Source organism: Streptomyces sp. NPDC026377 (genome assembly GCF_055567715.1).
The window spans coordinates 780,238-806,130 of sequence record NZ_JBVHPV010000001.1 but is presented as its reverse complement, the minus strand read 5'-3'; the positions used below and the strand labels follow the sequence as shown (position 1 = coordinate 806,130).

Here is a 25,893-nt window from a genome sequence, read left to right as displayed (position 1 = left end):
CGCCGACGCATCCGCCGTGATGACCCGGCGGCGTCTCCTCGGCACGGTGGGCGCGGCGGGTGCGGCCGGTGTCGCGCTGGGCGCGACGGGCGGCGCGCTCGTCCACGCCGCGGTCGCGTCGGACGGGCCGGGGGCCCCCGAGCTGTCCTCGGTCGGTACCGCCGAGGTCGCGTTTCACGTGAAACATCAAGCGGGGATCGCCACTCCGGTTCAGGCGTGCGGCCAGCTGATCGCCTTCGACCTCGCCCCCGGCGCCGGGCGCAAGGAGGCGGCGGCACTGCTGCGGCGCTGGTCGACGACGGCGAAGGCGCTGATGGCGGGCGAGCCGACGGGCGCGGACACGGCGATCGCGCTGGACGCCGGCCCCTCCTCGCTCACCGTCACGTTCGGCTTCGGCCGCACCTTCTTCGACCGTACGGGCCTGGTGGCACAGCGCCCGGCCGAGCTGGACCCGCTGCCGGACTTCTCCTCCGACCGGCTGGACGCCAAGCGCTCCAACGGCGATCTGTGGGTGCAGATCGGCGCGGACGACGCCCTGGTGGCCTTTCACGCGCTGCGCGCGCTCCAGAAGGACGCGGGGGCCGCGGCCCGGGTGCGCTGGCAGATGACCGGCTTCAACCGCACCCCCGGCGCCACGAAGAAGCCGATGACGGCCCGCAATCTGATGGGCCAGATCGACGGCACCGGCAATCCGAAGCCCTCCGACCCCGACTTCGAGAAACGGATCTTCGTCCCCGAAGGCGGGAACCCGGCCTGGATGGCGAACGGCAGTTACGCGGTGGTGCGCAGGATCAGGATGCTGCTCGACGACTGGGAGAAGGTGCCGCTCGCCCAGCAGGAGCAGGTGATCGGCCGCAGGAAGGCGGACGGCGCCCCTCTTTCGGGGGGTACCGAGACGACCCCGCTGCAGCTCGACAAGTTCGGCCCGGACGGCAAGCTCGTCATCCCGGACAACGCGCACGCCCGGATCTCCGCCCCCGAGCAGAACGGCGGCGCCGCGATGCTGCGGCGCGCCTTCTCCTACCACGACGGGATCTCGGCGGACGGCGTACCGGACGCGGGCCTGCTGTTCATCGCCTGGCAGGCCGATCCGCTGCGCGGCTTCGTACCCGTACAGCGCAAGCTCGACCGGGGCGACGCGCTGTCGGCGTTCATCCGGCACGAGGCGAGCGGCCTGTTCGCGGTGCCCGGCGGCCCGCGCGCGGGCGAGTACGTGGGCCAGCTGCTGCTGGAGTCCTGACCTCGGCACAGGGCCCTCGCCGGTGACGGCGGGCCATTAGGGTGACGGGTATGTCCGCCACGCGATACACCTATCTGGGTCCCGAAGGCACCTTCACCGAGGCCGCCCTGCGCACGCTGCCGGAGGCGGCGACCCGGGAGCTGGTGCCGATGGTGTCCGTGCCCGCCGCGCTGGACGCGGTACGCAACGGGGAGGCCGCCGCCGCGCTCGTGCCGATCGAGAACTCGGTGGAGGGCGGGGTCACCGCGACCCTGGACGAGCTGGCTTCCGGCGAGCCGCTGATGATCTACCGCGAGGTGCTGCTGCCGATCGCGTTCGCGCTGCTCGTGCGGCCGGGGACGAAACTGTCCGACATCAAGACGGTGACCGGGCACCCGGTGGCCCAGCCGCAGGTGCGCAACTGGCTGCGCGGGCACCTGCCCGAGGCGCTGTGGGAGTCGGCCGCGTCCAACGCGGACGGCGCCCGGCTGGTCCAGGAGGGCCGCTTCGACGCGGCGTTCGCGGGTGAGTTCGCGGCGGCGACGTACGGCCTGGAGCCGCTGGTCACCGAGATCCACGACGCGGAGAACGCCGAGACCCGGTTCGTCCTGGTGGGCCGCCCGGCCCGGCCCGCGGCGCCGACCGGGGCGGACAAGACGTCGGTGGTGATCTGGCTGGGCGACGACCGCCCTGGCGCGCTGCTCGAACTGCTCCAGGAGTTCGCGGTGCGCGGGGTCAACCTGATGCTCATCCAGTCCCGGCCGACCGGCGCTGGCATCGGCAACTACTGCTTCGCGGTGGATGCCGAGGGCCACATCTCCGACCGGCGCGTGGGCGAGGCGCTGATGGGGCTGAAGCGGATCTGTCCGAAGGTGCGCTTCCTCGGCTCGTACCCGCGCGCGGGCGTCACGGCGGACGAGACGCGGGCCCTGCGGCCGGGTACGTCGGACGCCGAGTTCGTGGCGGCGGCGGAGTGGCTGGCGCGCAGCCAGGACGGGCGGGCCTGAGCCCTGCCCGGCCGGTCCTACCTGCTGATTTTCACTGTCCACAAAGTTATCCACAGGCTTTCTTCTCGACCTGTGGGTAAGTCGACAACACAATCGGACAGAGTCGACAAATCCCTCTAGCGATGACGCATCCGTCCACAGAAGACCAGGGCGGGCGATGTCACCCCAATTCCATTGATCAACTCTTTAGGGCGAGCAATTCCCACCCGAAAGAGTGTGTGAGGAAGGGTTGAACCGGGAATCCTTGGGCGCACGCCCGGCCCGGGAGGAGACTTCGCCGCTGATCCACAGTGGCTCCCCACACCCTGTGGATAACTTTTCCGTCCCGCGTACCGCTGTGGACAAGTTCCTTGGGGTGCAAGGGAATCCGGTCAACCCAAGTCCGTAAAGAACCCCTTTCCAGGGAAAAGGGCAGGCTTTATTGACGGCGCAGCTGAATTTCTCCCCAGAATTCTCAATACGGTCAATTGGGGCAAACCGATGCGCGGGGCGGGCGTGGCGGGGATATCCGGTGGGGTGCCAGGGATCCGCACCGGTAGCCTTGAGGGGTGATTGACCTTCGCCTGCTCCGTGAGGACCCCGACCGTGTTCGCGCCTCCCAGCGCGCCCGTGGAGAGGACGTCGCGCTCGTCGACGCCCTGCTCTCAGCCGACGAGCGGCGCAGGTCGTCCGGCGTCCGCTTCGACGAGCTGCGCTCCGAGCAGAAGGCGCTCGGCAAGCTCATCCCCAAGGCCTCGCCCGATGAGCGCGCCGAACTCCTGCGGAAGGCCGAGCAGCTCAAGACCGACGTCCGGAGCGCCGAGGCCGAGCAGAACGAGGCGGACGAGGCGGCCAAGCAGCTCCTGCTCCAGCTGGGCAACATCGTCCACGAGGACGTGCCGGTCGGCGGCGAGGAGGACTTCGTCGTCCTGGAGACGCATGGCACCATCCGCGACTTCGCGGCCGAGGGCTTCACGCCCAAGGACCACCTGGAGCTCGGCGAGGCGCTCGGCGCCATCGACGTCGAGCGCGGCGCGAAGGTCTCCGGCTCGCGCTTCTACTACCTGACGGGCGTCGGCGCGCTCCTGGAGCTCGCCCTCGTCAACGCGGCGATCGCCCAGGCCACCGAGGCCGGCTTCATCCCGATGCTCACCCCGGCGCTGGTCCGCCCGCGCGCCATGGAGGGCACCGGCTTCCTCGGCCAGGCCGCGGAGAACGTGTACCACCTGGAGAAGGACGACTACTACCTGGTCGGCACCTCCGAGGTCCCGCTCGCCGCGTACCACATGGACGAGATCATCGACGCGGAGAAGCTGCCGCTGCGCTACGCGGGCTTCTCGCCGTGCTTCCGCCGCGAGGCCGGTACGTACGGCAAGGACACCCGGGGCATCTTCCGCGTCCACCAGTTCGACAAGGTCGAGATGTTCTCGTACGTCCACCCCGAGGACGCCCAGAACGAGCACAAGCGCCTCCTGGACTGGGAGAAGCAGTGGCTGACCGGCCTCGAACTGCCCTTCCAGGTGATCGACGTGGCCACCGGTGACCTCGGTGCCTCGGCCTCGCGCAAGTACGACTGCGAGGCGTGGATCCCCACCCAGGGCAAGTACCGCGAGCTGACCTCGGCCTCCAACTGCGACGGCTTCCAGGCCCGGCGCCTGTCGGTGCGCATGCGCGACACCAGCGACGGCAAGAACAAGGTCCAGCCGCTGGCCACGCTGAACGGCACGCTCTGCGCGGTGCCGCGCACGATCGTGGCGATCCTGGAGAATCACCAGCAGGCCGACGGCTCGGTGCGGGTCCCGGCCGTGCTCCGCCCGTACCTGGGCGGCCGCGAGGTGCTGGAGCCCCTCGCCAAGTGAGCACCGCCCCGGGAAAGCCCCTCCCGTACAAGCTGATCGCGACCGATCTGGACGGGACGCTGCTGCGCTCCGACGGGACGGTCTCCCGGCGCACCCGTGAGGCGCTCGCCGCGGCCACCGCGGCGGGCGCGGCCCACATCGTGGTGACCGGCCGAGCGGTGCCCTGGACCCGGCACATCCTGGACGACCTGGGCTACCAGGGCCTCGCGGTGTGCGGCCAGGGCGCGCAGGTCTACCACGCGGGCGAGCACCGGCTGCTCACCTCGGTGACGCTCGACCGCCAGCTGGCGGGGCTCGCGCTGTCGAAGATAGAGGCCGAGGTGGGCCCGCTGGCGCTGGCCGCGAGCCGGGACGGGCTCGACGGCGAGGTGCTGGTCGGCCCCGGCTACCGGGTCCAGGAGGGCCCGCTGCCGGTCGTCGCCTTCGACCGGATCGGCGAGTTGTGGTCGGCGCCGCTGAACAAGGTCTACATCCAGCACCCGCGGCTCGGCGACGACGAGCTGGCGCGGACCGCCCGCCAGGTGGTCGGCAGCCTGGTCGACGTGGTGATGGCGGGCGAGGGCGTGGTGGAGCTGCTTCCGCTGGGTCTGAGCAAGGCGACGGGCCTGTCGCTCGCGGCACGCCGGCTGGGCTGCCGCAAGACGGACACCATCGCCTTCGGCGACATGCCCAACGACATCCCGATGTTCGCCTGGGCCGAGCACGGGGTCGCCATGGCCAACGCCCACGACGAGCTGAAGGCCGTCGCGCACGAGATCACGGCGTCCAACGACGACGACGGGATCGCGGTGGTACTGGAGCAGTTGCTGGGCGCGTGAGCTCGCCGTCGCGACGCGCGGGCGCGGCTCGTGTGGGGCAGCTCGCCCGGAGGGGCTCGCGGAAGCAACTCGCTGAGGTAACGCGCAGAAGTAAGGGGCGTCCACCATGGGTGGACGCCCCTTACCGATCCCCGTACCCCAAGGTGACCCGCGCCGTAGCGCGCTCGAAGTGGTCGCCCTGGGGCCCTCAACCACTGTGCACCGCACGCCCGTTCGAAGCCACTGATTTACCTCGGGTCAGCGGCCAGCAGGCCAGTCCGATGGCCAGCGAGACCGCGTGGCCGATGTCCGTGTAGGTGCCCCCGGTCAGCAGCGGAACACCGAAGAACGCGACCACGCACGCGAGATAGAACCACCGCCACGGCCGCGGCAGCCGGTACACCAGCAGCCCGGCCGAGGCGGCGAGCCCGTAGCTGACCCCGATGTCCACGACGTGCACCATCCGCCTGGGCACCTCGTGGTTGCGGATGCTCCACAGCACCATCTGCTGGCTGATCAGCGTGGCGGCGACATGCGCGCCCGCGACCGCCGCCACCCACCGCAACGTACCGATCCAGCGCTCCACGGGCGCGTGCACGAGCTCGAAGAGGGCGAGGTACAGCAGGAACGAGGACGGGTTCTCAATCCAGAAGGCACTGGTGAACAGCGACTGGGCGGGGTGCCGGGTGAGCTCGTGGATGTTGCTGCTGTTGCGGTGCAGCAGATAGTGCCCGACGTCCCGGCTGGAGAGTTCGAGGACGACGCTGGTGATCGCGATGACCAGCAGCCAGATGTGCGTCCCCGGCGAGGAGCGCGCCCAGGCCCGCACCGGCCGGGCCGGCTCGGGAGGCCGTCGCGTGCCGGGACCGCGGAGCGTCGTCATCCCTCGATGATGGCCCGAACCGGCCCGAGAGGGCGCGACAGCGAGGCGGGTGGACGAACGGAGCGTCGCCCGGCCGGAGACCCACGGGGGCCCTGTCCGGCCGGGCGCCGCCCCGGACCCCCGCGTCCGGCGTGGCTCACTCCTCCCCGGCCAGCTTCAGCGTCCGCAGCTTCTGGCCCGCGTACCAGGTCGCCAGGACCGTGGCCGCGCTCAGCAGGACGACCGCGGCGGGCAGGCCCACGTCCGAGGTGATGAAGCCGTTCGTGCCGATCCGCTCCGCGAGGGCGAGCGACCACTGCTGGACGCTCAGGGTGCGCGCGCCCGGCACCAGATTGCCGAACAGGCTCTCCCAGACCAGCGCGTAGACCAGGCCGAAGACCACCGCGTGCCGGGTGACCGTGCCGAGCAGCAGGAAGACCGCCGCGTACGCGATCGAGGCGACCAGGGCCGCGACGGTGTAGGCGACGGCGATCTGCTGGCCGTTGCCGTTGAGGATCATTCCGGCGACGAAGGTGGGGACGGCCGAGAAGACCATGGTCACCGCGACCGCCACGATCAGCTTGGTGAAGATGATCGTCGGCCGTTTCACCGGCTTGGCCAGCAGATAGACGATCGAGCCGTCGTCGATCTCGGGCCCGATGGCTCCGGTGCCCGCGATGACGCCGATCAGCGGGACCATCGTGGCCAGCGCGAAGCCGCCCAGGAGGTTGGCCGCGACCTGGTCGTCGGCGCCGCTGAAGGACCGTACCGCCGCCGCGATGACGATCAGCAGCACCGGCAGCACGCAGAGGATGGCGGCCCGGCGGCGGCCGAGCAGGGCCCGGTAGGTGAGCCGGGCGACTGTGGGGTTGTACATGACGCTCACAGCTCCTTTCAGGCCGCTACGAGGTAGGAGAAGACGGATTCGAGCGACTCGTCGGACGGCGAGACCGTCAGCAGACGGATGCCGTGCGCCTGCGCGACCTGCGGGAGCAGCGTCGTGAACCGCCCGAAGTCGACCGCCTGGACGCGCAGCGCGCCCTCCTTGAGGTCCACCTCGATCCCGGCCGTCGAGGGGTCGGCGATCAGCGCGGCGGCGAGCGCGCGGTCGTCGCTGGAGCGGATGAGATAGCGGTGCGGCCGGTCGGTCATCAGCCGGCGGATCCTGCGGAAGTCGCCGCTCGCCGCGTGCCGTCCGGCCACGATCACCTCGATGTGCGCGGCGAGCTGCTCGACCTCTTCGAGGATGTGCGAGGAGAACAGGACCGTACGGCCCTCGGCGCCCATCCGCCGCAGCAGGTCCATCAGCTGCATGCGCTGGCGCGGGTCCATGCCGTTGAACGGCTCGTCGAGCAGCAGCACCGACGGGTCGTGGACCAGCGCGGACGCCATCTTCACGCGCTGGCGCATGCCCTTGCTGTACGTCTGGATCTTGCGGTCCTGCGCGTACTCCATCTCGACCGTGGCGAGCGCCCGCTGGGCCTCCTTCGCCCCGAGTCCGTGCAGTTCGGCGTTGGCGACGACGAACTCGCGGCCGGTCAGGAAGTCGTACATCGCCTCCCGCTCGGGGACGATGCCGATCCGCCGGTAGACCTCCTCGTTGCGCCAGATGGGGCGCCCGTCGAGCGTCACGCTTCCCGTCGAGGGGGCGAGGAAGCCGCCCATCATGTTGATGAGCGTGGACTTCCCGGCACCGTTGGGGCCGAGCAGTCCGGTCACGCCGGGGCCGATCGACATGGTGACGTCGTTGACGGCCACCACGTTGCCGAACCAGCGCGAGGTGTGGTCGATGTCGATGGTCGTCACAGTCCGACCTTCCGGTAGCGGCGCATCAGGACGGCGTACGAGCCGGCGATCAGCGCGAGGACGACGAGGAGATAGACCGCACCTGCCCCGGTGCCCGGTCCCTCACGCCCCGGGAAGGCCGAGGTCGCGCCGAGGAAGGCGGTCTGCACCCCGTCGATGAGCGTGATGGGGGAGAAGAGGCCGAACCACTTGATGGCCCCGGTGGACTGCTGGTCGAAGGCGACGCCCTGGACCGCGGAGACCGCCCCGTAGGTGATGGTCAGCACCGCGATGACGGCGGCGACGCCGAAGCCGCGGCGGGGGGTGAGCGCGGAGACCACCAGGCCGATGCCGGCGAACAGGAGCGAGAGCAGTGCCACGGAGACCAGTCCTTGGGCGAACCCCTTGGTCTGGTCCGCGAAGTCGAGTTTGGCGAGCAGCGCGCCCACGTAGAGCACGACGAGCGGTGCCGCCGTCAGGATGAACAGCGCCGAGGCCATCGCCGCGAACTTGGCGAGCACGTAGTCCACGCGCTCGATGGGGCGTGAGAAGTACAGCGGCACAGTGCGGAAGCGCAGGTCGCGCGAGACGGTCTGGGGTGCCTGCGCGGCGATGAACAGGCCGATGACGGCCTGCATCAGGATCGCGTTGCGGGTGTAGTCCACCGGCAGGTCGTTGGCCTTGGTGGCGACGGCGACCGCGACCATGATGGCCGCGGGCAGGCACATCACCGCGAAGAGCAACATCGGCAGCACCTTGGACTTGGCGCTGCGGCCCAGTCCGTACGCCCCGCGCAGCGACTGCGAGAAGAGCGAGCGCCGTGCGTACGCCCGGCCCAGCCGTGGGCCGTCGTAACCGCGGTAGCCGATGTTGTGGATCTGGGTCTGGGCCGTCCGGTTCTGGCCCGGCTGGTCTTGGCCCGGCCGGTTCTGGCCAGGCTGGTTCTGTGTCATCCGCGTCCCTGCGGTCTCAGCTGCCATGGCTGCCGCCTCCGTTCTGCTGTCCGGCGGCGGTCGTCGCCCGGGCGGCGGCGCGCTCGGGGGCCGGCTCCGTGGCCTGCGCCGGGGTCTTGAAGACCTCCGCGATGTGGTGGCGGCGCTGCTCCATCCGCACGAGCCCGAGGCCGAGCCCGGCGACGGTGTCGCGCACCACGTCGTACGTCTCCTCGCCCGCCGCCTCCACCAGCAGGATGTGTCCGGCGCCCGGCAGGCCCTCCTCCACGCCCGCGTGGAGGGTGACACCGGCCGCGGCGAGCGCAGCGCGCACGGCCTCGGTGCCGTCCGGGTGCGCGTCGGAGTCGGTGACCTCGACGGCGAGGGTGGTGGTGGTCTGGGTGAAGTCGCTGGTGGAGCTGGACCGCAGCAGTTTGCCGCCGTCGATGACCACCACGTGGTCGCAGGTGCGCTCCAGCTCACCCAGGAGGTGCGAGGTGACCAGGACGGAGATGCCGAAGTCGGTGTGGATGCGGCGGATCAGGCCGAGCATCTCGTCGCGGCCGACCGGGTCGAGCCCGTTGGTCGGCTCGTCCAGCAGGACCAGCTGGGGGTCGTGGACGAGCGCCTGCGCGAGTTTGACGCGCTGCTTCATCCCGGTCGAGTAGCCGCCGATGGGGCGGTACCGCTCCTCGTAGAGGCCGACGTGGCGCAGGGTGTCGGCGGTGCGCTCACGGGCGGCGGTCACCGGCAGCCCCGACATCCGCGCCATGTGCACGACGAATTCGGTCGCCGAGACGTCGGGCGGCAGACAGTCGTGCTCCGGCATGTAGCCGACGCGTTCGCGGATCGCCCCGCCGCTGGTGGCGACGTCGAGGCCGAGCACCGCGGCGGTGCCCTCCGTAGCCGGGGAGAGGCCGAGGAGGATCTTGATCAACGTCGACTTGCCGGCTCCGTTGGAACCCACCAGGCCGGTCACACCGGGTCCGATGTCCAGGGAGAGCCGGTCAAGCGCGGTCACCCGGGGGAACCGCTTGCTCAGGCTTTCGGTCGCGATCACATTCACACTTCGACGGTAGTGGCGCAGGCCACACCGATCGTCAGACCAGGCGGCTGGATCCATGTCCGACTCCAGAGGTACGCGCACCCGGGTGTCCCCTACGGAAGAGGGACGGGCATCAGGGGCTCGCCGACGAACGGGGGACGGAGTTGTCCACAACGCCTCCGTCGTCCACAGGCGGGGGCAGAAACCCTTGACGTAGCCGCCGGGCATTGTCACATTCATCAATGTCAAGTTACGCACGCGTACGGCGACAGGGGTGTGGGAGCGATGCCAACGGCGGTCAGAACGGAACCCGACGGGCGGCTCAGCGGGTTCAGGGAAGTGCAGCGGCTCGCCTATGAGTGCGCGGAGGCCGTCGCGGCCCAGCTCAAGCCGGGTGTCACCGAGCGCGAGGCGGCCCGGATGCAGCGGGAGTGGCTGCGCGAGCGCGGTGTACGGGACTGGTTCCACCTGCCGTTCGCCTGGTTCGGGGACCGCACGGCGTTCGTGAACTTCCGTGTCCCGCTCCAGTTCTTCCCCACCAACCGGAGGCTGGAGGCGGGGATGCCGTTCATCCTCGACATGGCCCCGGTCTACAAGGGCTTCACGGCCGACATCGGCTATTCGGGCTGTCTGGGCCTCAACCCCGTGCACGACCGGCTCCTCGCGGATCTGGAGGCGCATCGCGCGCTCATCCTGCGCGAGGTGCGCGAACGGCGGCCGCTGCGGGAGATCTACGAGGACGTGGACCGGCTCATGGTCCGCCAGGGCTACGCCAACCGCCACCGCGCCTATCCCTTCGGCGTGATCGCCCACAAGGTCGACCAGGTCAAGGAGCGCCGCTGGTCGCCGCACCTCTTCGGGTTCGGCACCCAGTCCCTCAAGGGCCTGGCGAGCGACGCGCTGCACGGCCACCGCGACGGCTGGTCGCCGCTGTGGAGCCCCTACAGGTTCTCCGACCACCCGCCCCGGCCGGGGCTGTGGGCGGTCGAGCCGCACCTGGGATTCCGGGGTACGGGCGCGAAGTTCGAGGAGATCCTGGTCGTCACCGACTCCAAGGACCCCGAACAGAGCGCGTTCTGGCTGGACGACGATCTGCCGCATGTGCGGCGCTGGGCCGAGGAGAAGGCGGCGTGAGCGTGGGAGAGCGGGCGGACAACGGCATGGAGGGCGCGCGCGAGCGCTGGGTGCGCACCGGAGGGATCGAGCTGTGCGTCGCCGAACTCGGCGACCCGGAGCAGCCGACCGTGGTGCTCGTCCACGGCTATCCGGACAGCAAGGAGGTGTGGTCGCAGGTCGCCGTCCGGCTGGCGGAGCGCTTCCACGTCGTGCTGTACGACGTACGGGGCCATGGCCGCTCGACCGCTCCGGTCCCACTGCGCGGCGGCTTCACCCTGGAGAAGCTCACCGACGACTTCCTGGCGGTCGCCGACGCGGTGAGCCCGGACCGGCCGGTGCACCTGGTCGGCCACGACTGGGGGTCCGTACAGGCGTGGGAGTTCGCCACGGTCAAGCGCACCGAGGGCAGGATCGCCTCCTTCACCTCGATGTCCGGCCCGTCCCTCGACCACTTCGGCCACTGGATCAAGCGCCGGATGACGCGGCCCACCCCGCGCCGGGTCGGCCAGCTCCTCGGCCAGGGCGCCAAGTCCTGGTACGTGTACATGCTGCACACGCCCGTGCTCCCGGAGCTCGCCTGGCGCGGCCCGCTCGGCAAGCGGTGGCCGGCGATCCTCGCACGGGTGGAGAAGGTCCCGACCGGCGACTACCCCACGGCCTCCCTGGCCCAGGACGCGGCGCACGGTGCATGGCTCTACCGGGACAACATCCGCGCCCGGCTGCGCCGCCCCCGCGCCGACGCGTACGCGCACGTGCCGGTGCAGCTGATCACCCCGACCGGCGACGCCTTTCTCTCCGAGCGGCTCTACGACGACCTGGAGCGGTGGGCGCCCCAGCTGGTCCGCCGCACGCTGCCCGCCAAGCACTGGGTCCCGCGGACCCGCCCCGACCGGCTGGCCGCCTGGATCACCGAGTTCGTCACCGCCAACGAGGACGGCGTCCCGGCCAAGGACGCCGTGGCCACCGGCCCGTACGCGGACCGCTTCGGCGGCCAGCTGGTCCTGGTCACCGGCGCCGCCAGCGGCATCGGCCGGGCCACCGCCTTCGCGTTCGCGGAGGCCGGGGCGCGGATCGTCGCCGTGGACCGCGACGCGGAGGGGGCGGCCCGGACCGCCGACCTGTCCCGGCTCATCGGCGCCCCCCAGGCCTGGGCCGAGACGGTCGACGTCAGCGACGAGCAGGCCATGGAGAAGCTCGCCGAGAAGGTCGCCGCCGAGTACGGCGTCGTCGACGTCCTGGTGAACAACGCCGGCATCGGCCTCTCCGGCTCGTTCTTCGACACCACCACCGAGGACTGGAAGAAGGTCCTCGACGTCAATCTGTGGGGCGTCATCCACGGCTGCCGGATCTTCGGCAAGCAGATGGCCGACCGCGGCCAGGGCGGCCACATCGTCAACACCGCCTCGGCCGCCGCCTTCCAGCCCTCCAAGGCGCTCCCCGCCTACTCCACCACCAAGGCGGCGGTGCTGATGCTCAGCGAGTGCCTGCGCGCCGAGCTCGCCGGCCAGGGCATCGGCGTCAGCGCCATCTGCCCCGGCTTCGTCAACACCAACATCACCTCCACCGCCCGCTTCGCCGGGGTCGACGAGACCGAGGAGAAGCGCCGCCAGAAGAAGTCCGCCCGGCTGTACGGCCTGCGCAACTACCCGCCGGAGAAGGTCGCCACGGCGATCCTGCGCGCGGTGGCGAAGAACCAGGCCGTGGTGCCGGTGACGCCCGAGGCCCGCGGCGCCCACCTCATGTCCCGCTTCGCGCCCCGCACCCTGCGGGCCATCGCCCGGCTGGAGCCCCCGCTGTGAGCACGGAGCACCTGGACGGCGCGAAGGAGCACTATGGGATCACCCCGCGACGGGTCTCGTTCGACTGGCACAAGACTCCCCTGCACTGGATACCGGACGAGCCCACCGCCACCCATGTCATCAACGTCCTGCATCTGCTCCTTCCGGCGGGCGAGCGGTGGTTCGTGAAGGTCTTCAAGGAAGCCCTTCCGCTGGTCACCGACCCGGTGCTGCTGAGGGACGTCAAGGGGTTCATGGGCCAGGAGGCCACTCACAGCGTCCAGCACGCCCATGTCCTGGACCACCTCGCCGAGCAGCGCCTCGACACCGGGGCCTACACCCGCCACGTCGACTTCCTCTTCGACGGGCTCCTCGGTGAGCGCCCTCCTTTCGGCGCGCCGATACCGGCCCGGGAGTGGCTGCGCTTCCGGCTCTCGCTGATCGCCGCCATCGAGCAGTTCACCGCGGTCCTGGGGGACTGGGTGCTGCACGCCGAGGCCCTGGACCGGGCCGGGTCGGACCCGGTCATGCTCGACCTGCTCCGCTGGCACGGCGCCGAGGAAGTCGAGCACCGCGCCGTCGCGTTCGACATGTACCAGCACTGCGGCGGCGAGGGCCTGTCCCGCTACGTCCGCCGGCTGGAGGGCATGGCGGTGGTCGCACCGGTGCTGCTCTGGCTGTGGGCGTGGGGCACCTCCTATCTGATCCGGCACGATCCCCAGCTGGCCGGTCGTCTTCGCTACTCGCTGCGCGAGCACAACCGGGCGGTACGGCGCGGACTGCTGCCCAGCTGGAAGGAGCTCGGCGCGGCCATACCCCGTTACTTCCGTCGGTCGTACCATCCCTCGCAGGAGGGCTCCCTGCGCAAGGCCGTCGAATATCTCGCGACCTCGCCGGCGGCCCGTGCGGCAGCGGGTGCGGTGGGCCGCGCCGCCCTGGGGTAGAGGGAGACGGTTTTGTCCGGGCAGCCAGCAACAGAGCCATCGGCGGCACGGGGCACGCCACCGGCACCGGGTGGGTCGACGGGACCGGGCGGGTCGCGGGGGCCAGGTACGGGCGGGTCGGGGGCGCCGGATACGGGCGGGTCGACGGGCCCGGGCGGGTCGACGGGCCCGGGCGGGTCGACGGGCCCGGGCGGGTCTACGGGGCCGGGTGCGGCCGGGGAGGTGCCCCGCGCCGCGGGGCCCACCTCCGTGCCGGTCCAGCAGTCCGCTCTGCACGCGCCGCAGCAAGCCGTGTCGCACCCCCTTCCCTCGTCCTGTGAGTACCGCATCGAGGACCTGGCCCATGCGAGCGGCGCCACGGTCCGCACGATCCGCGCCTACCAGGACCGCGGCCTGCTGCCCAGGCCCGAACGGCGCGGCCGTTCCAATGTGTACGGCGAGGCCCATCTGGCCCGGCTGCGCCAGATCGCCGATCTGCTCGACCGCGGTTACACCCTCGCCTCCATCAAGGAGCTTCTGGAGGCCTGGGACGCAGGCCGCGGCCTCGGCGGTGTCCTCGGCCTGGTCGCCGAGGTCAACGGCCCCTGGACCGACGAGGAGGCCGCCCGCATCTCCCGGGACGATCTCGACGCCACATTCGGCGGTGAACCCGATGACGAGGCCGTCGCGGAGGCGGTCGAGCTGGGCATCCTGGAGCGCATTCCCGGCAATGACCACGAGTTCCTGGTCCCCAGCCCTCAGGAGCTGGCGGTCGCCGCCGAGCTGCACGCCGCCGGAGTCCCCCTGGACGCCATCTCCGGGCATCTGCGGGAGCTGCGCGGCCAGGTGGAGCACATCGCGGCCCGTTTCCTCGACTTCACCACCGAGCACGTCTTCGCCCGCTATCTGGGCCACCGTCCGCCCACCGACGCGGATGCCGCGGAGGCCGCCGGTCTGGTGCGCCGGCTGCGCCCGCTCGCCCAGCAGACCGTGGACGCCGAACTGGCGCGGGCCATGCGCCTGTTCGCCACCCGGCACCTCCAGCTCCATCTCGGTGCCACGGACCCGGCAGTCCCGGCCGACCCCGATCCCGGGCCGGTCACCCTGCCCGCCCACACCGTCCGGGCCGTGCGGGCATTGGTCGGTCCGGAGAACGTCGCCGCGTTCATCGCCGCGGCGGCCGAACGAGAGGTTCAGTCCCGTACGTTGGACGCCCTCGCGGGCGCCCAGTTGTCCACAGAATAGTCACAAGCCCTGTGGATAACCGCACTTGTCTGTGGATCAAACCTCACTGACCGTCGTCATGACGTGATCGTGCTCACTTTGAGGGCCTGGGCGGCACGCCGGGCGCGCTCCGGGTACTTGGCGGTGAAGAGGGCGGGTATGGCGAACCCGGCAACCTGCACGGCTATCGCGGCGGCGCTCCCCAGCGACTCGGCGTGGACGAGCGCGAGCGCGACAGCGGTAACGGTGAAGGCGGCGGCCCATGCGGCGGTCAGCACCACGTTGACGCGGAGGAACACCGGGTTGTTCCACAGCTCGCGCGGCGCCTGCCGCTTGGCTATACCGGTGGTGAAGGGCCGCCGGACGGCCAGCGTCGCCCACGCGGTGAGAGCCAGCCACCCGGTGGCCAGCGCCCCGCCGTACTCCCGCAGGCCACTGTCCGGTGCCGCGAACGCCACGATGCCCAGCACCGCGAAGAAGGCGATGGTCGACTGTTCCAGGATCAGCGAGTCGGACGTCGCGCCGCGCTTGCGGTCGACGGAGAACAACCAGGCTCCCGCGACGAGGGCGGCGACCGCGCCCCACTGCCAGTGCTCGCTGCCGACGGCGGCGAAAACGATCCACGGGATGAATCCGCGCAGGTAGTTCATGGGAGTCCCCCTTCATCGGGCTTCCACCCGCTCCACATTCCAACTTCGACACGTCAAAGGTAGAGGTTCCTAAATTGACGTGTCAAGAGTGGAATGTAGAGTGGGGGCCATGAGTCTTCGTCACGCGGTCCTGGGGCTGCTGGCCGAACGTCCGGCCAGCGGCTACGACCTGATGAAACTGTTCGAGACCTCGCTCTCCCACGTCTGGTCGGCGACCCAGAGCCAGGTGTACGGCGAGCTGGGCAAGCTCGCCGACTCAGGGTTGGTCGAGGTGGCGGCCGAGGGCCCCAGGGGCCGCAAGGAGTACGCGATCACCGATCCGGGCCGGGCCGAGCTGCGTCACTGGCTCACCGAGACCGAGCCCTCCCGCAGCCGCCGCAGCGACTCCCTCCTGCGGGTCTTCTTCCTGGGCCTTCTCACCCCACTGGAGGCGAGGACGTACCTGCTGACCGAGGCCGAGCGCGCCTCCCGCCAGCGGGCCGGCCTGGAGGAGGCGGAGGCCTCGATCGAGTGGGACGACGACCCGCTCTCCGTTCACGGCCGCCTGGCCCTGGAGTACGGCAAGAGGCTCAGCGCGATGCACGAGGAGTGGGCCCGTTGGGCGGCGGAGCAGCTCAAGGCGTGACGGCGGGGCCGCCGTCACGCCGACGGGAAAGGCAGGCAGTAAAAGTCCGACGGGAAGCCGATGGGAAAAATTGGGGTGCCGGGGCGCTTCGCGCCCGGCACTCTGACGGCATGGCCGAAACACCGGACGACAGACGCACCGTGAAGGTGTCCAAGTACCTGTCGAAACACCTGCGCCACCAGCCCGAACGCCTCGGGCTCACCCTCGATCCGCACGGCTGGGTCGAGATCGACCTCCTGCTGCGGGCGGCGGCAGCGCACCACTTCCCCATCTCCCGCGCCGAGCTCGACCACGTGGTCGCCGTCAATGACAAGCGCCGCTTCGCGATCGAGGGCGACCGGATCCGGGCCAGTCAGGGCCACACGATCGCCGTCGACCTGGGCCTCCCGGCCGCCGAACCGCCCGCGTACCTCTACCACGGCACCGTCGCCCGCAGCCTGGACGCGATCCGGGCCGAAGGGCTGCGGCCGATGGCCCGCCACCACGTACATCTCTCCGCCGACCGCGAGACGGCGACCCGGGTCGGCGCCCGGCGCGGCCGTCCCGTCGTCCTGAGCGTCGACGCGGCGGCGATGCGGCGCGACGGCCACGTCTTCCACCTCAGCGCCAACGGGGTGTGGCTCACCGACGCCGTACCGCCCGCGTACCTGCGCCTTCCTGAGTGAACGTCTCCCCGGACGGCTCTGTCGTCACTCTGTCGTCAGAGCCGTACGCAAAGACGTGTCGACACGGTCTGGTGGAGGGACACGTCATGAGGGCGACGCGTCCTGAGGGCCCCGCCGCGAGGTACGTGCCGGGCTGCCCGGCGACGGAAACCGGCCGTGCCGGGCCCCTCGGCTGAGATGATCGACGGCATGGCACACCCGCGTCTTCCCAGCACCGAGAGCGCCGTCGCCGCGATCCACGAGGTCGCCCGCGCCCACCACCTCGCCGTGGAGGTCTCCCACGACATAGGCGCCGACCGGTCCTCGCGCCGCACATCGGCCGGGGCGTTCACCGTCCAGGACCCGGACGGCTCTCTTCCGCACGAGGCCTTCGTCGAGCTGGGCGGCTCACCCGCCGTCGCCGTGCAGCTCTTCGCGGAGGACGACGCGAAGATCACCGTCGACGGAGTCGAGTTCCACGACGTGCCGCGCGACGCCGTGCCCGCCTTCCTCCGGTCGGTCTACGGCGACCTGGCGTACGTCAAGGGCCGCTTCTTCCCGCCCGGGTGGTGGCTGGTGGTGCCGTTGCCCGGCGACGAGACGTACAAGGAACTGGTCCTCGGCGGCACGCTCTCGTCCTGGCTGAGCAGCCGCGTACGCGCCAAGAGCTGAGCCACCGGAAGCCCTGCGGGCACAGGAGCGGGAGACGATACGAGGGAGCGGCGCCAACGCCCCCGCCGTCGCCTCAGCGCAGTTGTGCCAGCCCCTCCATGGCGATCTGCTCGAACACCTTACGGTCCGCCGCGAAGACCGAGTCCGGGATCGGGGCGTGCAGGACGATCTCCGTCACGCCGAGCTCGAAGTGCCGGCCGGCGAAGTCCACAAAGGCGTCGAGCGACTCCAGCACCCGCCGGGGCTCCGGTGTGAAACCGGTGAGCAGGATCTTGTCCAGCTCGTCCACATCGCGGCCGATGGCGTCACAGGCCTCGCCGAGCTTCTTGATCTGGCCCCGGATCGCCTCCACCGACTGCTCGGGCGTGCCGGACTCGAAGAGCTTGGGGTCACCGGTGGTCACCCACGCCTGCCCGTGGCGCGCCGCCAGCTTCAGCCCGCGCGGGCCGGTCGCCGCCACGGCGAACGGCAGTCGCGGCCGCTGCACACAGCCGGGGATGTTGCGTGCCTCGACCGCCGCGTACACAGCGCCCTCGGATGTCACCGCTTCCTCGGTCAGCAGACGGTCGAGCAGCGGCACGAACTCGGCGAAACGGTCGGCCCGCTCGCGCGGCGTCCACGCCTGCTGGCCCAGAGCGGTGGCGTCGAAGCCGTTGCCACCGGCGCCGATCCCGAGCGTGATCCGGCCGTTCGAGACGTCGTCGAGGGTTATCAGGTCCTTGGCGAGGGTCACCGGATGCCGGAAGTTCGGCGAGGTGACCAGTGTGCCGAGCCGCATCCGCGTGGTGGCGGCGGCCGCGGCGGTCAGCGTGGGCACCGCGCCGAACCACGGGCCGTCGCGGAAGGTCCGCCAGGACAGGTGATCGTAGGTGTACGCGGTGTGGAAGCCCAGCTCCTCGGCGCGCAGCCACTCGTCGCGACCGCCGTCGTGCCAGCGGCGTACCGGAAGAATCACAGTGCTCAGACGCATGCCTACGACACTAACGGCTGGCTCTGACACTCCCGGCGTCCCGCAGGCGCCCCTTTGGTCACACACGCTCACCGGGTGGAGGCGGGGAGGGCCGCAGGCAGCGCCGAGGCAGCGCGTCGGCGGGCCTACAGGCCCGGCACAAGGGCCGCAGAGGAACGGCAGAGGGTGGGCGGAGAGCTCCGGGCCTTCCGACGTCTCCTGCGCCTCCTGCGCCCCGCACGCCCCAGAGCACCCACTCACATGTGCGCTCCCCCGCACGCCCGTGCACCCGTGTACAGGAGAATGGGATCTGTGACCTCAGCTATCGAGCCCGCCCGCGCCGGGCATGACGCCCCCGCCGTCCCCCGGCTCATCGCGACCGACCTGGACGGCACGCTGCTGCGCGACGACAAATCCGTCTCGGAGCGTACGGTCGCGGCGCTCGCGGCCGCCGAGGAGGCGGGCATCGAGGTCTTCTTCGTCACCGGCCGCCCGGTCCGCTGGATGGACGTCGTCAGCGATCATGTCCAGGGTCACGGCCTGGCCATCTGTGGCAACGGCGCCGTCGTGGTCGATCTGCACGACGGCATCGGGGAGCACCGGTTCGTCAAGGTCCGTCCGCTGGAGCGCGCGGCCGCCATGGAGGTCGTCGAGATCCTCCGCGCCGCCGTCCCCGGCACCTCCTTCGCCGTCGAGCAGACCGGCGGACTCCACCACGAGCTCGCCTACCCGCCGATGCTGATGAACGCCGCCGGCAGCATCGCGCCCGCCGAGGAACTGCTGGCCGACGACGCCGACACGGCCGCCGAGCCCATCCTGAAGCTGCTCGCCCACCACCCCGAGCTGCCGCCCGACGACTTCCTGGCCCTGGCCCGCAAGGCCGTCGGCGCGTGCGCCGAGATCACCCGTTCCAGCCCCACCGCACTTCTGGAGATCAGCGGCCCCGGCGTCTCCAAGGCCTCCACGCTCGAACTCTGCTGCGCCGAGCGCGGCATCCTCCCCTCCGAGGTTGTCGCCTTCGGTGACATGCCCAACGACGTCGAGATGCTCACCTGGGCGGGCACCTCGTACGCCATGGGCAACGCCCACCCCGACGTGGTGGCCGCTGCCTCCGGTCACACGGTCGCCAACAACGACGACGGTGTGGCGGTCGTCATCGAGCGGATCCTCGCCTCGCTCTGAGCGTCGCTGCCACGACCCGGACCGCCGGTGTCACGACCCGTCCGCCGGTGTCACGACCCGTCCGGATCCGGCTCGGCGGCGTTGCTGCCCAGGGGCACCCCGCGCTCGCTCAGCCAGCGCACCGGATCGACCGCCGAGCCCATCTCCGGAGTGAGCCGGATCTCGAAGTGCAGGTGAGGACCGGTCGAGTTGCCGGTGGTGCCGGCCTGGCCGATCCACTGTCCGGTGCTCACGCGCTCTCCCTGGTCCACCGCGGCCGCCGCCAGATGCGCGTACTGCGAGTAGTAGCCGCCGGGGTGCCCGATGACCACCTCGATCCCGAAGCCGCCGCCGCACGACACGGAGACGACCCGGCCCGCGCCGACGGCCCGTACCGGGGTACCGATGTCCACCGCGAAGTCCTGGCCCGTGTGCCGCTGGGCCCAGTGCTCGCCCGCGCTGTCGAAGCCCGCCGACAGCCGGTACGTCTCCACGGGGGCCGTCCACGCGCTCGTGGGGCGCGAGCCGGACGGCTCCTCCAGGCGTACCGCACCACGGCACTGACCCGCCGCGACGCTCCGGTCGGCCTCCCCCTGGAGCTCCCAGCGCGCCTCCTCCAGGCGCCCGGAGAGGGACTTCTTGATGTGTTCCAGCTGATCCCTGCGGTCCGCGAGGTCACGCCAGGCGTTCTGGGCCCGGCGCTGGGCGGACGTGAGCCGCCCTTCCGCGCGGCGCGCCTTCCCATACAGCCGGGTCACCGCCATGTCCGCCTGCCAGGCGAGCCGCTGACCTCGCATCAGCTCCTCCGGATCGTCGGCGAGCAACAGCTGTGCGGTGTAGGCGATGTCCCCGCCGGTGCGGTACTGCGCACGGGCCACCCGGCCCATGTCGTCGTGGAGCCGTACGAGATCACGCCGCCGGTCGGCGAGCAGCCGGTCGAGCCGCTCGGCCTTGGTCCGCTGCTCCTCCGCCGCGCGTCTGCCCTGCTCATACGCGGTGGTCACATGAGCGGCATCCAGAAAGAGCCGCGCCACCGTCGCGCTGGTACGGGGCACATCGGGCTCGTCGGCGGCCCTGGCGGCAGAGGTGAGCGGCCCGGCGAGCGCACACAGGACCAGCGCGAGAGCCCTGCACAGATGTCCGAGACGCATGTCCGGATCGTCGCGCGGCCGAGGTGTGTTTCACGTGAAACACACCTCTGGCCCGGGGACCGCTCCCCCCGACTGGCGTACAGACGCGACAAGGAAGCGGCTCTCAGCCCCTCGGTAGCGGAGGTGAGACGGACCTTGTCCCGCCCCTAGAGCGGCGCCTCCCACACCACTGTCGTCCCGCGACCGTCCTTCCCGGTGCCCGGTCCGTACGTACTGGACCCGCCCAGCGCTTCCGCCCGCCGCCGGAGGTTGCGCAGACCGCTGCGGCGGCCGTCCTCGGGGATGCCGACGCCGTTGTCCGCGACGGTGAGCCGCACGCCCGGACTCCCGTCCGGGAGCTGCACGGTGGCGTCCACGACGACCTCGATGGACGAGGCCTCGGCGTGACGGAAGGCGTTGGACAGCACCTCGCGCAGGGAGGCGATGAGGTTTTTGCCGGTCACCTCGCCGACGAGTGCGTCCACCGGGCCGACGAAGCGGTGCGCGGGCTTGAACCCGAGCGGCACCGCCGCCATGTTGATCTCCCGCAGGACCCGGGTACGCAGCCCGGACGGCACCTCAGCGGGTCCCTGCTGGAGCGCGAAGATCGCCGTGCGGATCTCCTGGATCGTCACGTCCAGCTCGTCGACGGCCTTGCCGACGCCGCGCTGCACCTCGGGGACGACCGACTTGCGCTGGGCGCCCTCCAGCATCATCCCGGTGGCGAACAGCCGTTGGATGACCAGGTCGTGGAGGTCCCGGGCGATCCGGTCGCGGTCCTCGTACACGGCGAGCCGCTCCCGGTCGCGCTGCGCCTCGGCCATCATCAGCGCGAGCGCCGCCTGCGAGGCGAACTGGGTCGCCAGTGTCCGTTCCACTTCGCTGAACGGGCGGCCTCCCCGTGCGCGCGGGGTGGCGAGCGCGCCCAGCACCCGGCCACCACTGTGCAGCGGAAGCATCATGCTCGGGCCGTACCGCTCGGCGAGCTTGGTGATCATCCGGTCGTCGGTCGCCGCGTCGTCCATGAAGACCGCCTCGCCCTCCAGGAGCGTGGCGACCACCGGACTCTCCGGTGGGATCACCACGCCGAGCACCGAGCCGGGGTCGTCGGTGGAGACCGCGACGATCTCCAGGCCGCCCTCCTCGGCGGGCAGCAGCACGATTCCGGCGGCGGAGTCCGCGAGGTGGCGGGCCTGCTCCGCGACGACCTCCAGGGCGTCGTCGGCGTCACCCCCCGAGAGCAGCGCGGTGGTGACGGCGACCGATCCGTCGATCCACCGCTCACGCTGCCGCGCCGCCTCGTACAGCCGGGCGTTGCCGATGGCGATCCCCGCCTCGGTGGCCAGCACCCGGACCATGTGCAGGTCGTAGTCGTTGAACTCGGCCCCGCCTCTCTTCTCGGCGAGGTACAGGTTCCCGAAGACCTCGCCCTGCACCTGGATGGGTACCCCGAGGAACGTCCGCATCGGCGGGTGGTGCGCGGGGAACCCGGCCGCGTGCGGGTGGGCGGAGAGGTCCTTGAGCCGCAGCGGCTCGGGGTGCTCGATCAGCCGGCCGAGCAGCCCCCGGTGGCCGTCCGGGCGCCGCCCGATGGCAGCGGCCTCCTCGAAGCCGACGCCGTACGTCACGAAGTCGGAGAGCCCCGTGCCGGTCTCGTCGACGACCCCGATCGCCGCGTACCTGGCGTCGGCCAGCTCGGCGGCGGTCTCGCAGATCCGGTCGAGGGTCGAGCGCAGTTCCAGGCCGGTACCGACGGAACGCATCGCCTCCAGCAATTGCGGTACGCGCGCGGTGAGCTCGGTGGACAGCCCCTGAAGGCTTCGGGTGGCCAGGGTCGCCGCCTCCAGTTCGTCGCCCTCGATGTCCTGGGTGGTGTCCTCGATGCCCCTGGCGTCCTGGCGGTCCTGGGAGTCCTTCGGATCCGGCACTGGCATGCCCTGAGCCTAGTTAGTCCCATTTCGCGAGGAAAGTCGAGTTGTCGGGCGGAGGCGTGGAGCCGTGAACGGAGTCAGGACGGTCGCGCCTGCTGAAGGAGGTCACCGGCGCGCTCGCGCTCCAGCATCCGCCGCAGCTCGCCGTCGACCAGGGCGAGTTCGTCGTACGCTCCCCGCTGCACGACCCGGCCCTCGGAGAGGACCACCACCTCGTCCACGGCGTCGAGGCCGCGCAGCCGGTGGGTGATCAGCACGGTCGTCCGGCCCTCCGTGGCCCGCAGCAGATCCGCCGTGAGCGCGTCGGCCGTCGCCAGGTCCAAATGCTCGGCCGGCTCGTCCAGGACGAGCACCGGGAAGTCGGCCAGAAGCGCACGGGCCAGCGCGAGCCGCTGACGCTGGCCGCCCGAGAGCCGGGCGCCGTGCTCCCCCACAAGTGTGTCGAGGCCATCGGGCAGGGAGTCCACCCAGTCGAGCAGCCGGGCCGCGGCCAGCGCGTCGCGCATCGCGTCCTCGTCCGCGCCGGTACGGGCGAGCCGCAGGTTCTCGCGTACGGAGCTGTCGAAGATGTGTGCGTCCTGCGCGCATAGTCCGACCAGCCGGCGGACATCGTCACCCGCGAGGGCCGAAGCGTCCGTTCCGCCGATCCGGTAGGTGCCCTCGCGCGCGTCCAGGAAGCGCAGCAGGACCTGGGCGAGCGTGGTCTTGCCGGACCCGGAGGTCCCGACGACGGCGACACGCCTGCCCGGGGTGAGCGTCAGTGTGAAGTCGCTCAGCGCGTCCCGGGTCTGTCCTTCGTAGCGGGCGGCCAGTCCCCGCACCTCCACGGGGAAGGGCGACGCGGGCGCGGGGGCCGGGTGTTCCGGCTCCCGTACCGGTACGGGAGCGTCCAGCACCTCGTACACCCGCTCCGCGCTCCGCCGCACCCGCCCGCGGGCCTGTACGGCGAGCGGCAACCCGCTGACGGCCTCGAAGGCGGCCAGCGGAACCAGGACCACGACGGCGAGCCGCACCCCGTCCAGCCGACCGGCGGCGACCGCGTGCACTCCGACGAGGGCGGCGGCCACCACGGTGAGTCCGCAGGTCAGCGCGGAGAGACCGCCGCCGAGCGCGGTGGCGGCAGCGGTCCTCGACGCGATCCGGGTGAGCACCGAGTCGGCGTCCTTCACCTCCCGGGTGCGGCGGCCGAGGACGCCGGCCACCGTCAACTCCCCCGTGCCGGTGAGCAGATCGGCCACCCGGGTGGCCAGCATGCCGCGCGCGGCGGCCAGTTGGCGCTCGGCGCGGCGTGCGCAGGCGCCGCTGACCACCGGTACGGCCACCCCGGCGACCAGCAGTCCGATCGCCAGTACCAGCCCGGCCTCGGGAAGCAGCCAGGCGGTGAATCCGGCACTGACCGCCGAGACCAGCACGGCCACGGCGGCGGGCAGCGCCCAGCGCAGCCAGTAGTCCTGCAGTTCGTCCACATCGGCCACCAGCCGGGACAGCAGATCGCCGCGCCGAGCCGAGCGCAGCCCCGCCGGGGCGATCCGCTCCAGCCCGCGGTAGACCGCGACGCGCACCTCCGCGAGCATCCGCAGGACGGCGTCGTGCGAGACCAGCCGCTCGGCGTACCGGACCACCGCACGACCGATGCCGAACGCCCGGGTCGCCGTCACGGCCACCATCAGATACAGCACCGGCGGCTGCTCGGAGGCGCGCGAGATGAGCCACCCGGACACGCCCATCAGGCCGACGGCCGACCCGAGAGCCAACGCGCCCAGCACCAGTGCCAGGGCCAGGCGCCCCCGCAGTCCCCCGGCGGCGGCGCGTACGCGCGCGAGCACGTCGTGGGAGGCGGCGGAGGCAGGGGCGGAAGCCTCGGCGGCCGGTTCGGGGACGTCGACGGGGGAGGCCGTGGCGACCGCGTCACGCCGTCCGCCCGTCGCATCCCCTGCCACCGCCCGGGCGCCTGTGCCGGGCCGCAGCTCCACCACATGGTCCGCGAGCGCGAGGAGGGCGGGGCGGTGGACCACCAGCAGCACGGTGCGGCCCGCCGACAGTCGCCGTACCGCGTCCACGATGCCCGCCTCGGTCGCGCCGTCCAGCGCGGCCGTGGGCTCGTCGAGCAGCAGCACCGGCCGGTCCGCGAGGAACGCCCTGGCCAGTGCCAGCCGCTGGCGCTGCCCGGCCGAGAGGCCCGCGCCGCCTTCCCCGAGCTCGGTGGCCAGACCTTCGGGCAGCGAGGTCACGAACTCCAGGGCTCCCGCGTCCCGCAGGGCGTCCCGTACCGCCGTGTCGTCCGCGTCCGGCCGGGCGACACGGACGTTCTCCGCGATCGTCCCCGCGAACAGATGCGGCCGCTGCGGCACCCAGGCGACCCGCTCGCGCCACTGCTCCAGAGAGAGCGCGCCCAGATCGGTGCCGGAGATCCGGATCCGCCCCTCGTCCGGCGCCACGAACCCCAGGATCGCGCCGAGGAGGGTCGACTTCCCGGCCCCGCTCGGCCCGGTCAGCGCCACCGTGCGGCCCGGCTCCACGGTCAGCGAGGCAGCCGCCAACGACGGCTCGACGCGGCCCTGGTGGCGGACCGTCACGCCGTCGACCTCGATCCGCACCGGCCCGGACGGCACCGCACCCGTCCCGCCCTCGGGCACCGGCGTCTCCAGGACCGCGAAGATCTCCTCCGCGGCCGACAGCCCCTCGGCCGCCGCGTGGTACTGCGCGCCCACCTGCCGCAGCGGCAGATACGCCTCGGGTGCGAGGACCAGGATCACCAGTCCGGTGTAGAGGTCCATGTCGCCATGGACCAGGCGCATACCGATGCCGACGGCCACCAGCGCCACCGAGAGCGTCGCCAGGAGTTCCAGGGCGAACGACGACAGGAACGCGAGCCGCAGGGTCTTCAGCGTGGCCAGGCGGTACTCGGAGGTGATCTTCCGGATCGACTCGGCCTGCGCCTTGGCCCGCCCGAACACCTTCAGCGTGGGCAGCCCGGCGACCACGTCCAGGAAGTGCCCCGACAGCCGGGAGAGAAGCTGCCACTGGCGGTCCGTCTGCGCCTGGGTCGCCCAGCCGATGAGCGCCATGAACAGCGGGATGAGCGGCAGGGTGACGACGATGGTCGCCGCCGACACCCAGTCCTCGGTGACGATCCTGGCAAGCACCGCCACGGGCACCACGACGGCAAGCCCCAACTGCGGCAGATAGCGCGAGAAGTAGTCGTCGAGCGCGTCCACCCCGCGCGTGGCGAGCGTGACCAGTGACCCGGTCCGCTGCCCGCCCAGCCACTCCGGACCCAGCCGTGCGGCTCGCTCCAGCAGCCTCCCCCGCAGCTCCGACTTGACCGCCGCGCTCGCCCGGTGGGCCGCGAGCTCGGTCAGCCAGGACACCAGCCCCCGTCCGGCCGCGACCGCTCCGAGCAGCAGCAGGGGCGTCCGCAACCCCCCGGCACCGAGCTCGTCCTGGAACGCCCCCACCACGATCTCGGCGATGAGCATCGCCTGGGCGATGACCAGCCCCGCGCCGATCAGGCCGAGAACGACCACGGCAGCGAGGAAGGCACGGGTGGCCCGGGCGTATCGGAACAGTCGTGGGTCGATCGGTTTCACGTGAAACATCCCCTC

22 protein-coding genes are annotated in these 25,893 nt (G+C 71.5%); 12 read left to right on the top strand and 10 right to left on the bottom strand.

Going from position 1 to position 25,893, the window contains the following annotated elements:
* Nucleotides 1-19 precede the first annotated feature (19 nt).
* The 4 genes from efeB (at nt 20) to ACZ4MU_RS03500 (ending at nt 4,882) form a co-directional block, all read left to right on the top strand.
* On the top strand, nt 20-1,240 hold the full coding sequence (efeB, locus tag ACZ4MU_RS03515) for an iron uptake transporter deferrochelatase/peroxidase subunit (protein ID WP_467870643.1): 1,221 nt from the start codon (nt 20-22) through the stop codon (nt 1,238-1,240).
* Between the two features lie 50 nt (nt 1,241-1,290).
* A complete protein-coding gene (gene pheA, locus ACZ4MU_RS03510) occupies nt 1,291-2,226 on the top strand; it encodes a prephenate dehydratase (RefSeq protein WP_467870322.1) in 936 nt (311 codons plus the stop codon).
* Between the two features lie 548 nt (nt 2,227-2,774).
* Entirely contained in the window at nt 2,775-4,064 is a 1,290-nt protein-coding gene (serS, locus tag ACZ4MU_RS03505; protein ID WP_467870320.1) for a serine--tRNA ligase, read from the top strand.
* The gene (locus ACZ4MU_RS03500) at nt 4,061-4,882 is read left to right on the top strand and encodes an HAD family hydrolase (protein WP_467870318.1); all 822 of its coding nucleotides are present in this window, start codon (nt 4,061-4,063) and stop codon (nt 4,880-4,882) included. The genes serS and ACZ4MU_RS03500 overlap by 4 nt, the downstream gene beginning before the upstream one ends.
* A 187-nt stretch (nt 4,883-5,069) precedes the next feature.
* On the opposite strand, the gene ACZ4MU_RS03495 is transcribed toward ACZ4MU_RS03500, so the two are convergent.
* The 5 genes from ACZ4MU_RS03495 to ACZ4MU_RS03475 form a co-directional block, all read right to left on the bottom strand.
* Complete coding sequence (locus ACZ4MU_RS03495) at nt 5,070-5,744, bottom strand: rhomboid-like protein (RefSeq protein ID WP_467870315.1); 675 nt, start codon at nt 5,742-5,744, stop codon at nt 5,070-5,072.
* 136 nt (nt 5,745-5,880) lie between these two features.
* A complete protein-coding gene (locus ACZ4MU_RS03490; protein ID WP_467870312.1) occupies nt 5,881-6,600 on the bottom strand; it encodes an ABC transporter permease in 720 nt (239 codons plus the stop codon).
* A 17-nt stretch (nt 6,601-6,617) separates the two neighbouring features.
* The gene (locus ACZ4MU_RS03485) at nt 6,618-7,529 is read right to left on the bottom strand and encodes an ABC transporter ATP-binding protein (RefSeq protein ID WP_467870309.1); all 912 of its coding nucleotides are present in this window, start codon (nt 7,527-7,529) and stop codon (nt 6,618-6,620) included.
* Nucleotides 7,526-8,461 (bottom strand): ABC transporter permease, encoded by a 936-nt coding sequence (locus ACZ4MU_RS03480; RefSeq protein WP_467870307.1) that lies wholly within the window; start codon nt 8,459-8,461, stop codon nt 7,526-7,528. Before ACZ4MU_RS03480 ends, ACZ4MU_RS03485 begins: the two co-directional genes overlap by 4 nt.
* A 16-nt stretch (nt 8,462-8,477) precedes the next feature.
* Complete coding sequence (locus ACZ4MU_RS03475) at nt 8,478-9,500, bottom strand: ABC transporter ATP-binding protein (protein WP_467870640.1); 1,023 nt, start codon at nt 9,498-9,500, stop codon at nt 8,478-8,480.
* A 270-nt stretch (nt 9,501-9,770) separates the two neighbouring features.
* Here ACZ4MU_RS03475 and ACZ4MU_RS03470 point away from each other — a divergent pair, with 270 nt between their 5' ends.
* The 4 genes from ACZ4MU_RS03470 (at nt 9,771) to ACZ4MU_RS03455 (ending at nt 14,547) form a co-directional block, all read left to right on the top strand.
* Nucleotides 9,771-10,619, top strand: coding sequence for a M24 family metallopeptidase (locus ACZ4MU_RS03470; RefSeq protein WP_467870304.1), 849 nt, complete (start codon nt 9,771-9,773; stop codon nt 10,617-10,619).
* 26 nt (nt 10,620-10,645) lie between these two features.
* Nucleotides 10,646-12,400: an SDR family oxidoreductase gene (locus tag ACZ4MU_RS03465; RefSeq protein ID WP_467870638.1), complete on the top strand. Its 1,755-nt coding sequence runs from the start codon at nt 10,646-10,648 to the stop codon at nt 12,398-12,400.
* Nucleotides 12,397-13,323, top strand: a complete 927-nt coding sequence (locus ACZ4MU_RS03460; protein WP_467870301.1) for a metal-dependent hydrolase — start codon at nt 12,397-12,399, stop codon at nt 13,321-13,323. The genes ACZ4MU_RS03465 and ACZ4MU_RS03460 overlap by 4 nt, the downstream gene beginning before the upstream one ends.
* Nucleotides 13,324-13,614: 291 nt before the next feature.
* On the top strand, nt 13,615-14,547 hold the full coding sequence (locus ACZ4MU_RS03455) for a MerR family transcriptional regulator (RefSeq protein ID WP_467870636.1): 933 nt from the start codon (nt 13,615-13,617) through the stop codon (nt 14,545-14,547).
* Nucleotides 14,548-14,603: 56 nt separating this feature from the next.
* On the opposite strand, the gene ACZ4MU_RS03450 is transcribed toward ACZ4MU_RS03455, so the two are convergent.
* Complete coding sequence (locus ACZ4MU_RS03450) at nt 14,604-15,176, bottom strand: hypothetical protein (RefSeq protein WP_467870298.1); 573 nt, start codon at nt 15,174-15,176, stop codon at nt 14,604-14,606.
* Between the two features lie 109 nt (nt 15,177-15,285).
* Here ACZ4MU_RS03450 and ACZ4MU_RS03445 point away from each other — a divergent pair, with 109 nt between their 5' ends.
* From ACZ4MU_RS03445 to ACZ4MU_RS03435, 3 genes are all read left to right on the top strand, one after another.
* Nucleotides 15,286-15,801: a PadR family transcriptional regulator gene (locus tag ACZ4MU_RS03445; RefSeq protein ID WP_467870296.1), complete on the top strand. Its 516-nt coding sequence runs from the start codon at nt 15,286-15,288 to the stop codon at nt 15,799-15,801.
* Between the two features lie 110 nt (nt 15,802-15,911).
* Nucleotides 15,912-16,466, top strand: coding sequence for an RNA 2'-phosphotransferase (locus ACZ4MU_RS03440; RefSeq protein WP_467870294.1), 555 nt, complete (start codon nt 15,912-15,914; stop codon nt 16,464-16,466).
* A 189-nt stretch (nt 16,467-16,655) separates the two neighbouring features.
* Entirely contained in the window at nt 16,656-17,117 is a 462-nt protein-coding gene (locus ACZ4MU_RS03435; RefSeq protein WP_467870292.1) for a hypothetical protein, read from the top strand.
* 73 nt (nt 17,118-17,190) lie between these two features.
* On the opposite strand, the gene ACZ4MU_RS03430 is transcribed toward ACZ4MU_RS03435, so the two are convergent.
* The gene (locus ACZ4MU_RS03430; protein WP_467870290.1) at nt 17,191-18,087 is read right to left on the bottom strand and encodes an LLM class flavin-dependent oxidoreductase; all 897 of its coding nucleotides are present in this window, start codon (nt 18,085-18,087) and stop codon (nt 17,191-17,193) included.
* Nucleotides 18,088-18,369: 282 nt separating this feature from the next.
* On the opposite strand from ACZ4MU_RS03430, the gene ACZ4MU_RS03425 reads away from it, so the two are divergent.
* Nucleotides 18,370-19,248 carry an HAD family hydrolase gene (locus tag ACZ4MU_RS03425; RefSeq protein ID WP_467870287.1) on the top strand — a complete coding sequence of 293 codons (879 nt, stop codon included), beginning with the start codon at nt 18,370-18,372 and terminating at the stop codon, nt 19,246-19,248.
* A 50-nt stretch (nt 19,249-19,298) separates the two neighbouring features.
* On the opposite strand, the gene ACZ4MU_RS03420 is transcribed toward ACZ4MU_RS03425, so the two are convergent.
* The 3 genes from ACZ4MU_RS03420 to cydD form a co-directional block, all read right to left on the bottom strand.
* Nucleotides 19,299-20,378, bottom strand: coding sequence for a M23 family metallopeptidase (locus ACZ4MU_RS03420; protein ID WP_467870285.1), 1,080 nt, complete (start codon nt 20,376-20,378; stop codon nt 19,299-19,301).
* A 146-nt stretch (nt 20,379-20,524) separates the two neighbouring features.
* Nucleotides 20,525-22,291, bottom strand: a complete 1,767-nt coding sequence (locus tag ACZ4MU_RS03415) for a GAF domain-containing sensor histidine kinase (protein WP_467870282.1) — start codon at nt 22,289-22,291, stop codon at nt 20,525-20,527.
* Nucleotides 22,292-22,365: 74 nt separating this feature from the next.
* Nucleotides 22,366-25,878 carry a thiol reductant ABC exporter subunit CydD gene (gene cydD / locus ACZ4MU_RS03410; RefSeq protein ID WP_467870279.1) on the bottom strand — a complete coding sequence of 1,171 codons (3,513 nt, stop codon included), beginning with the start codon at nt 25,876-25,878 and terminating at the stop codon, nt 22,366-22,368.
* Between the last annotated feature and the right edge of the window lie 15 nt (nt 25,879-25,893).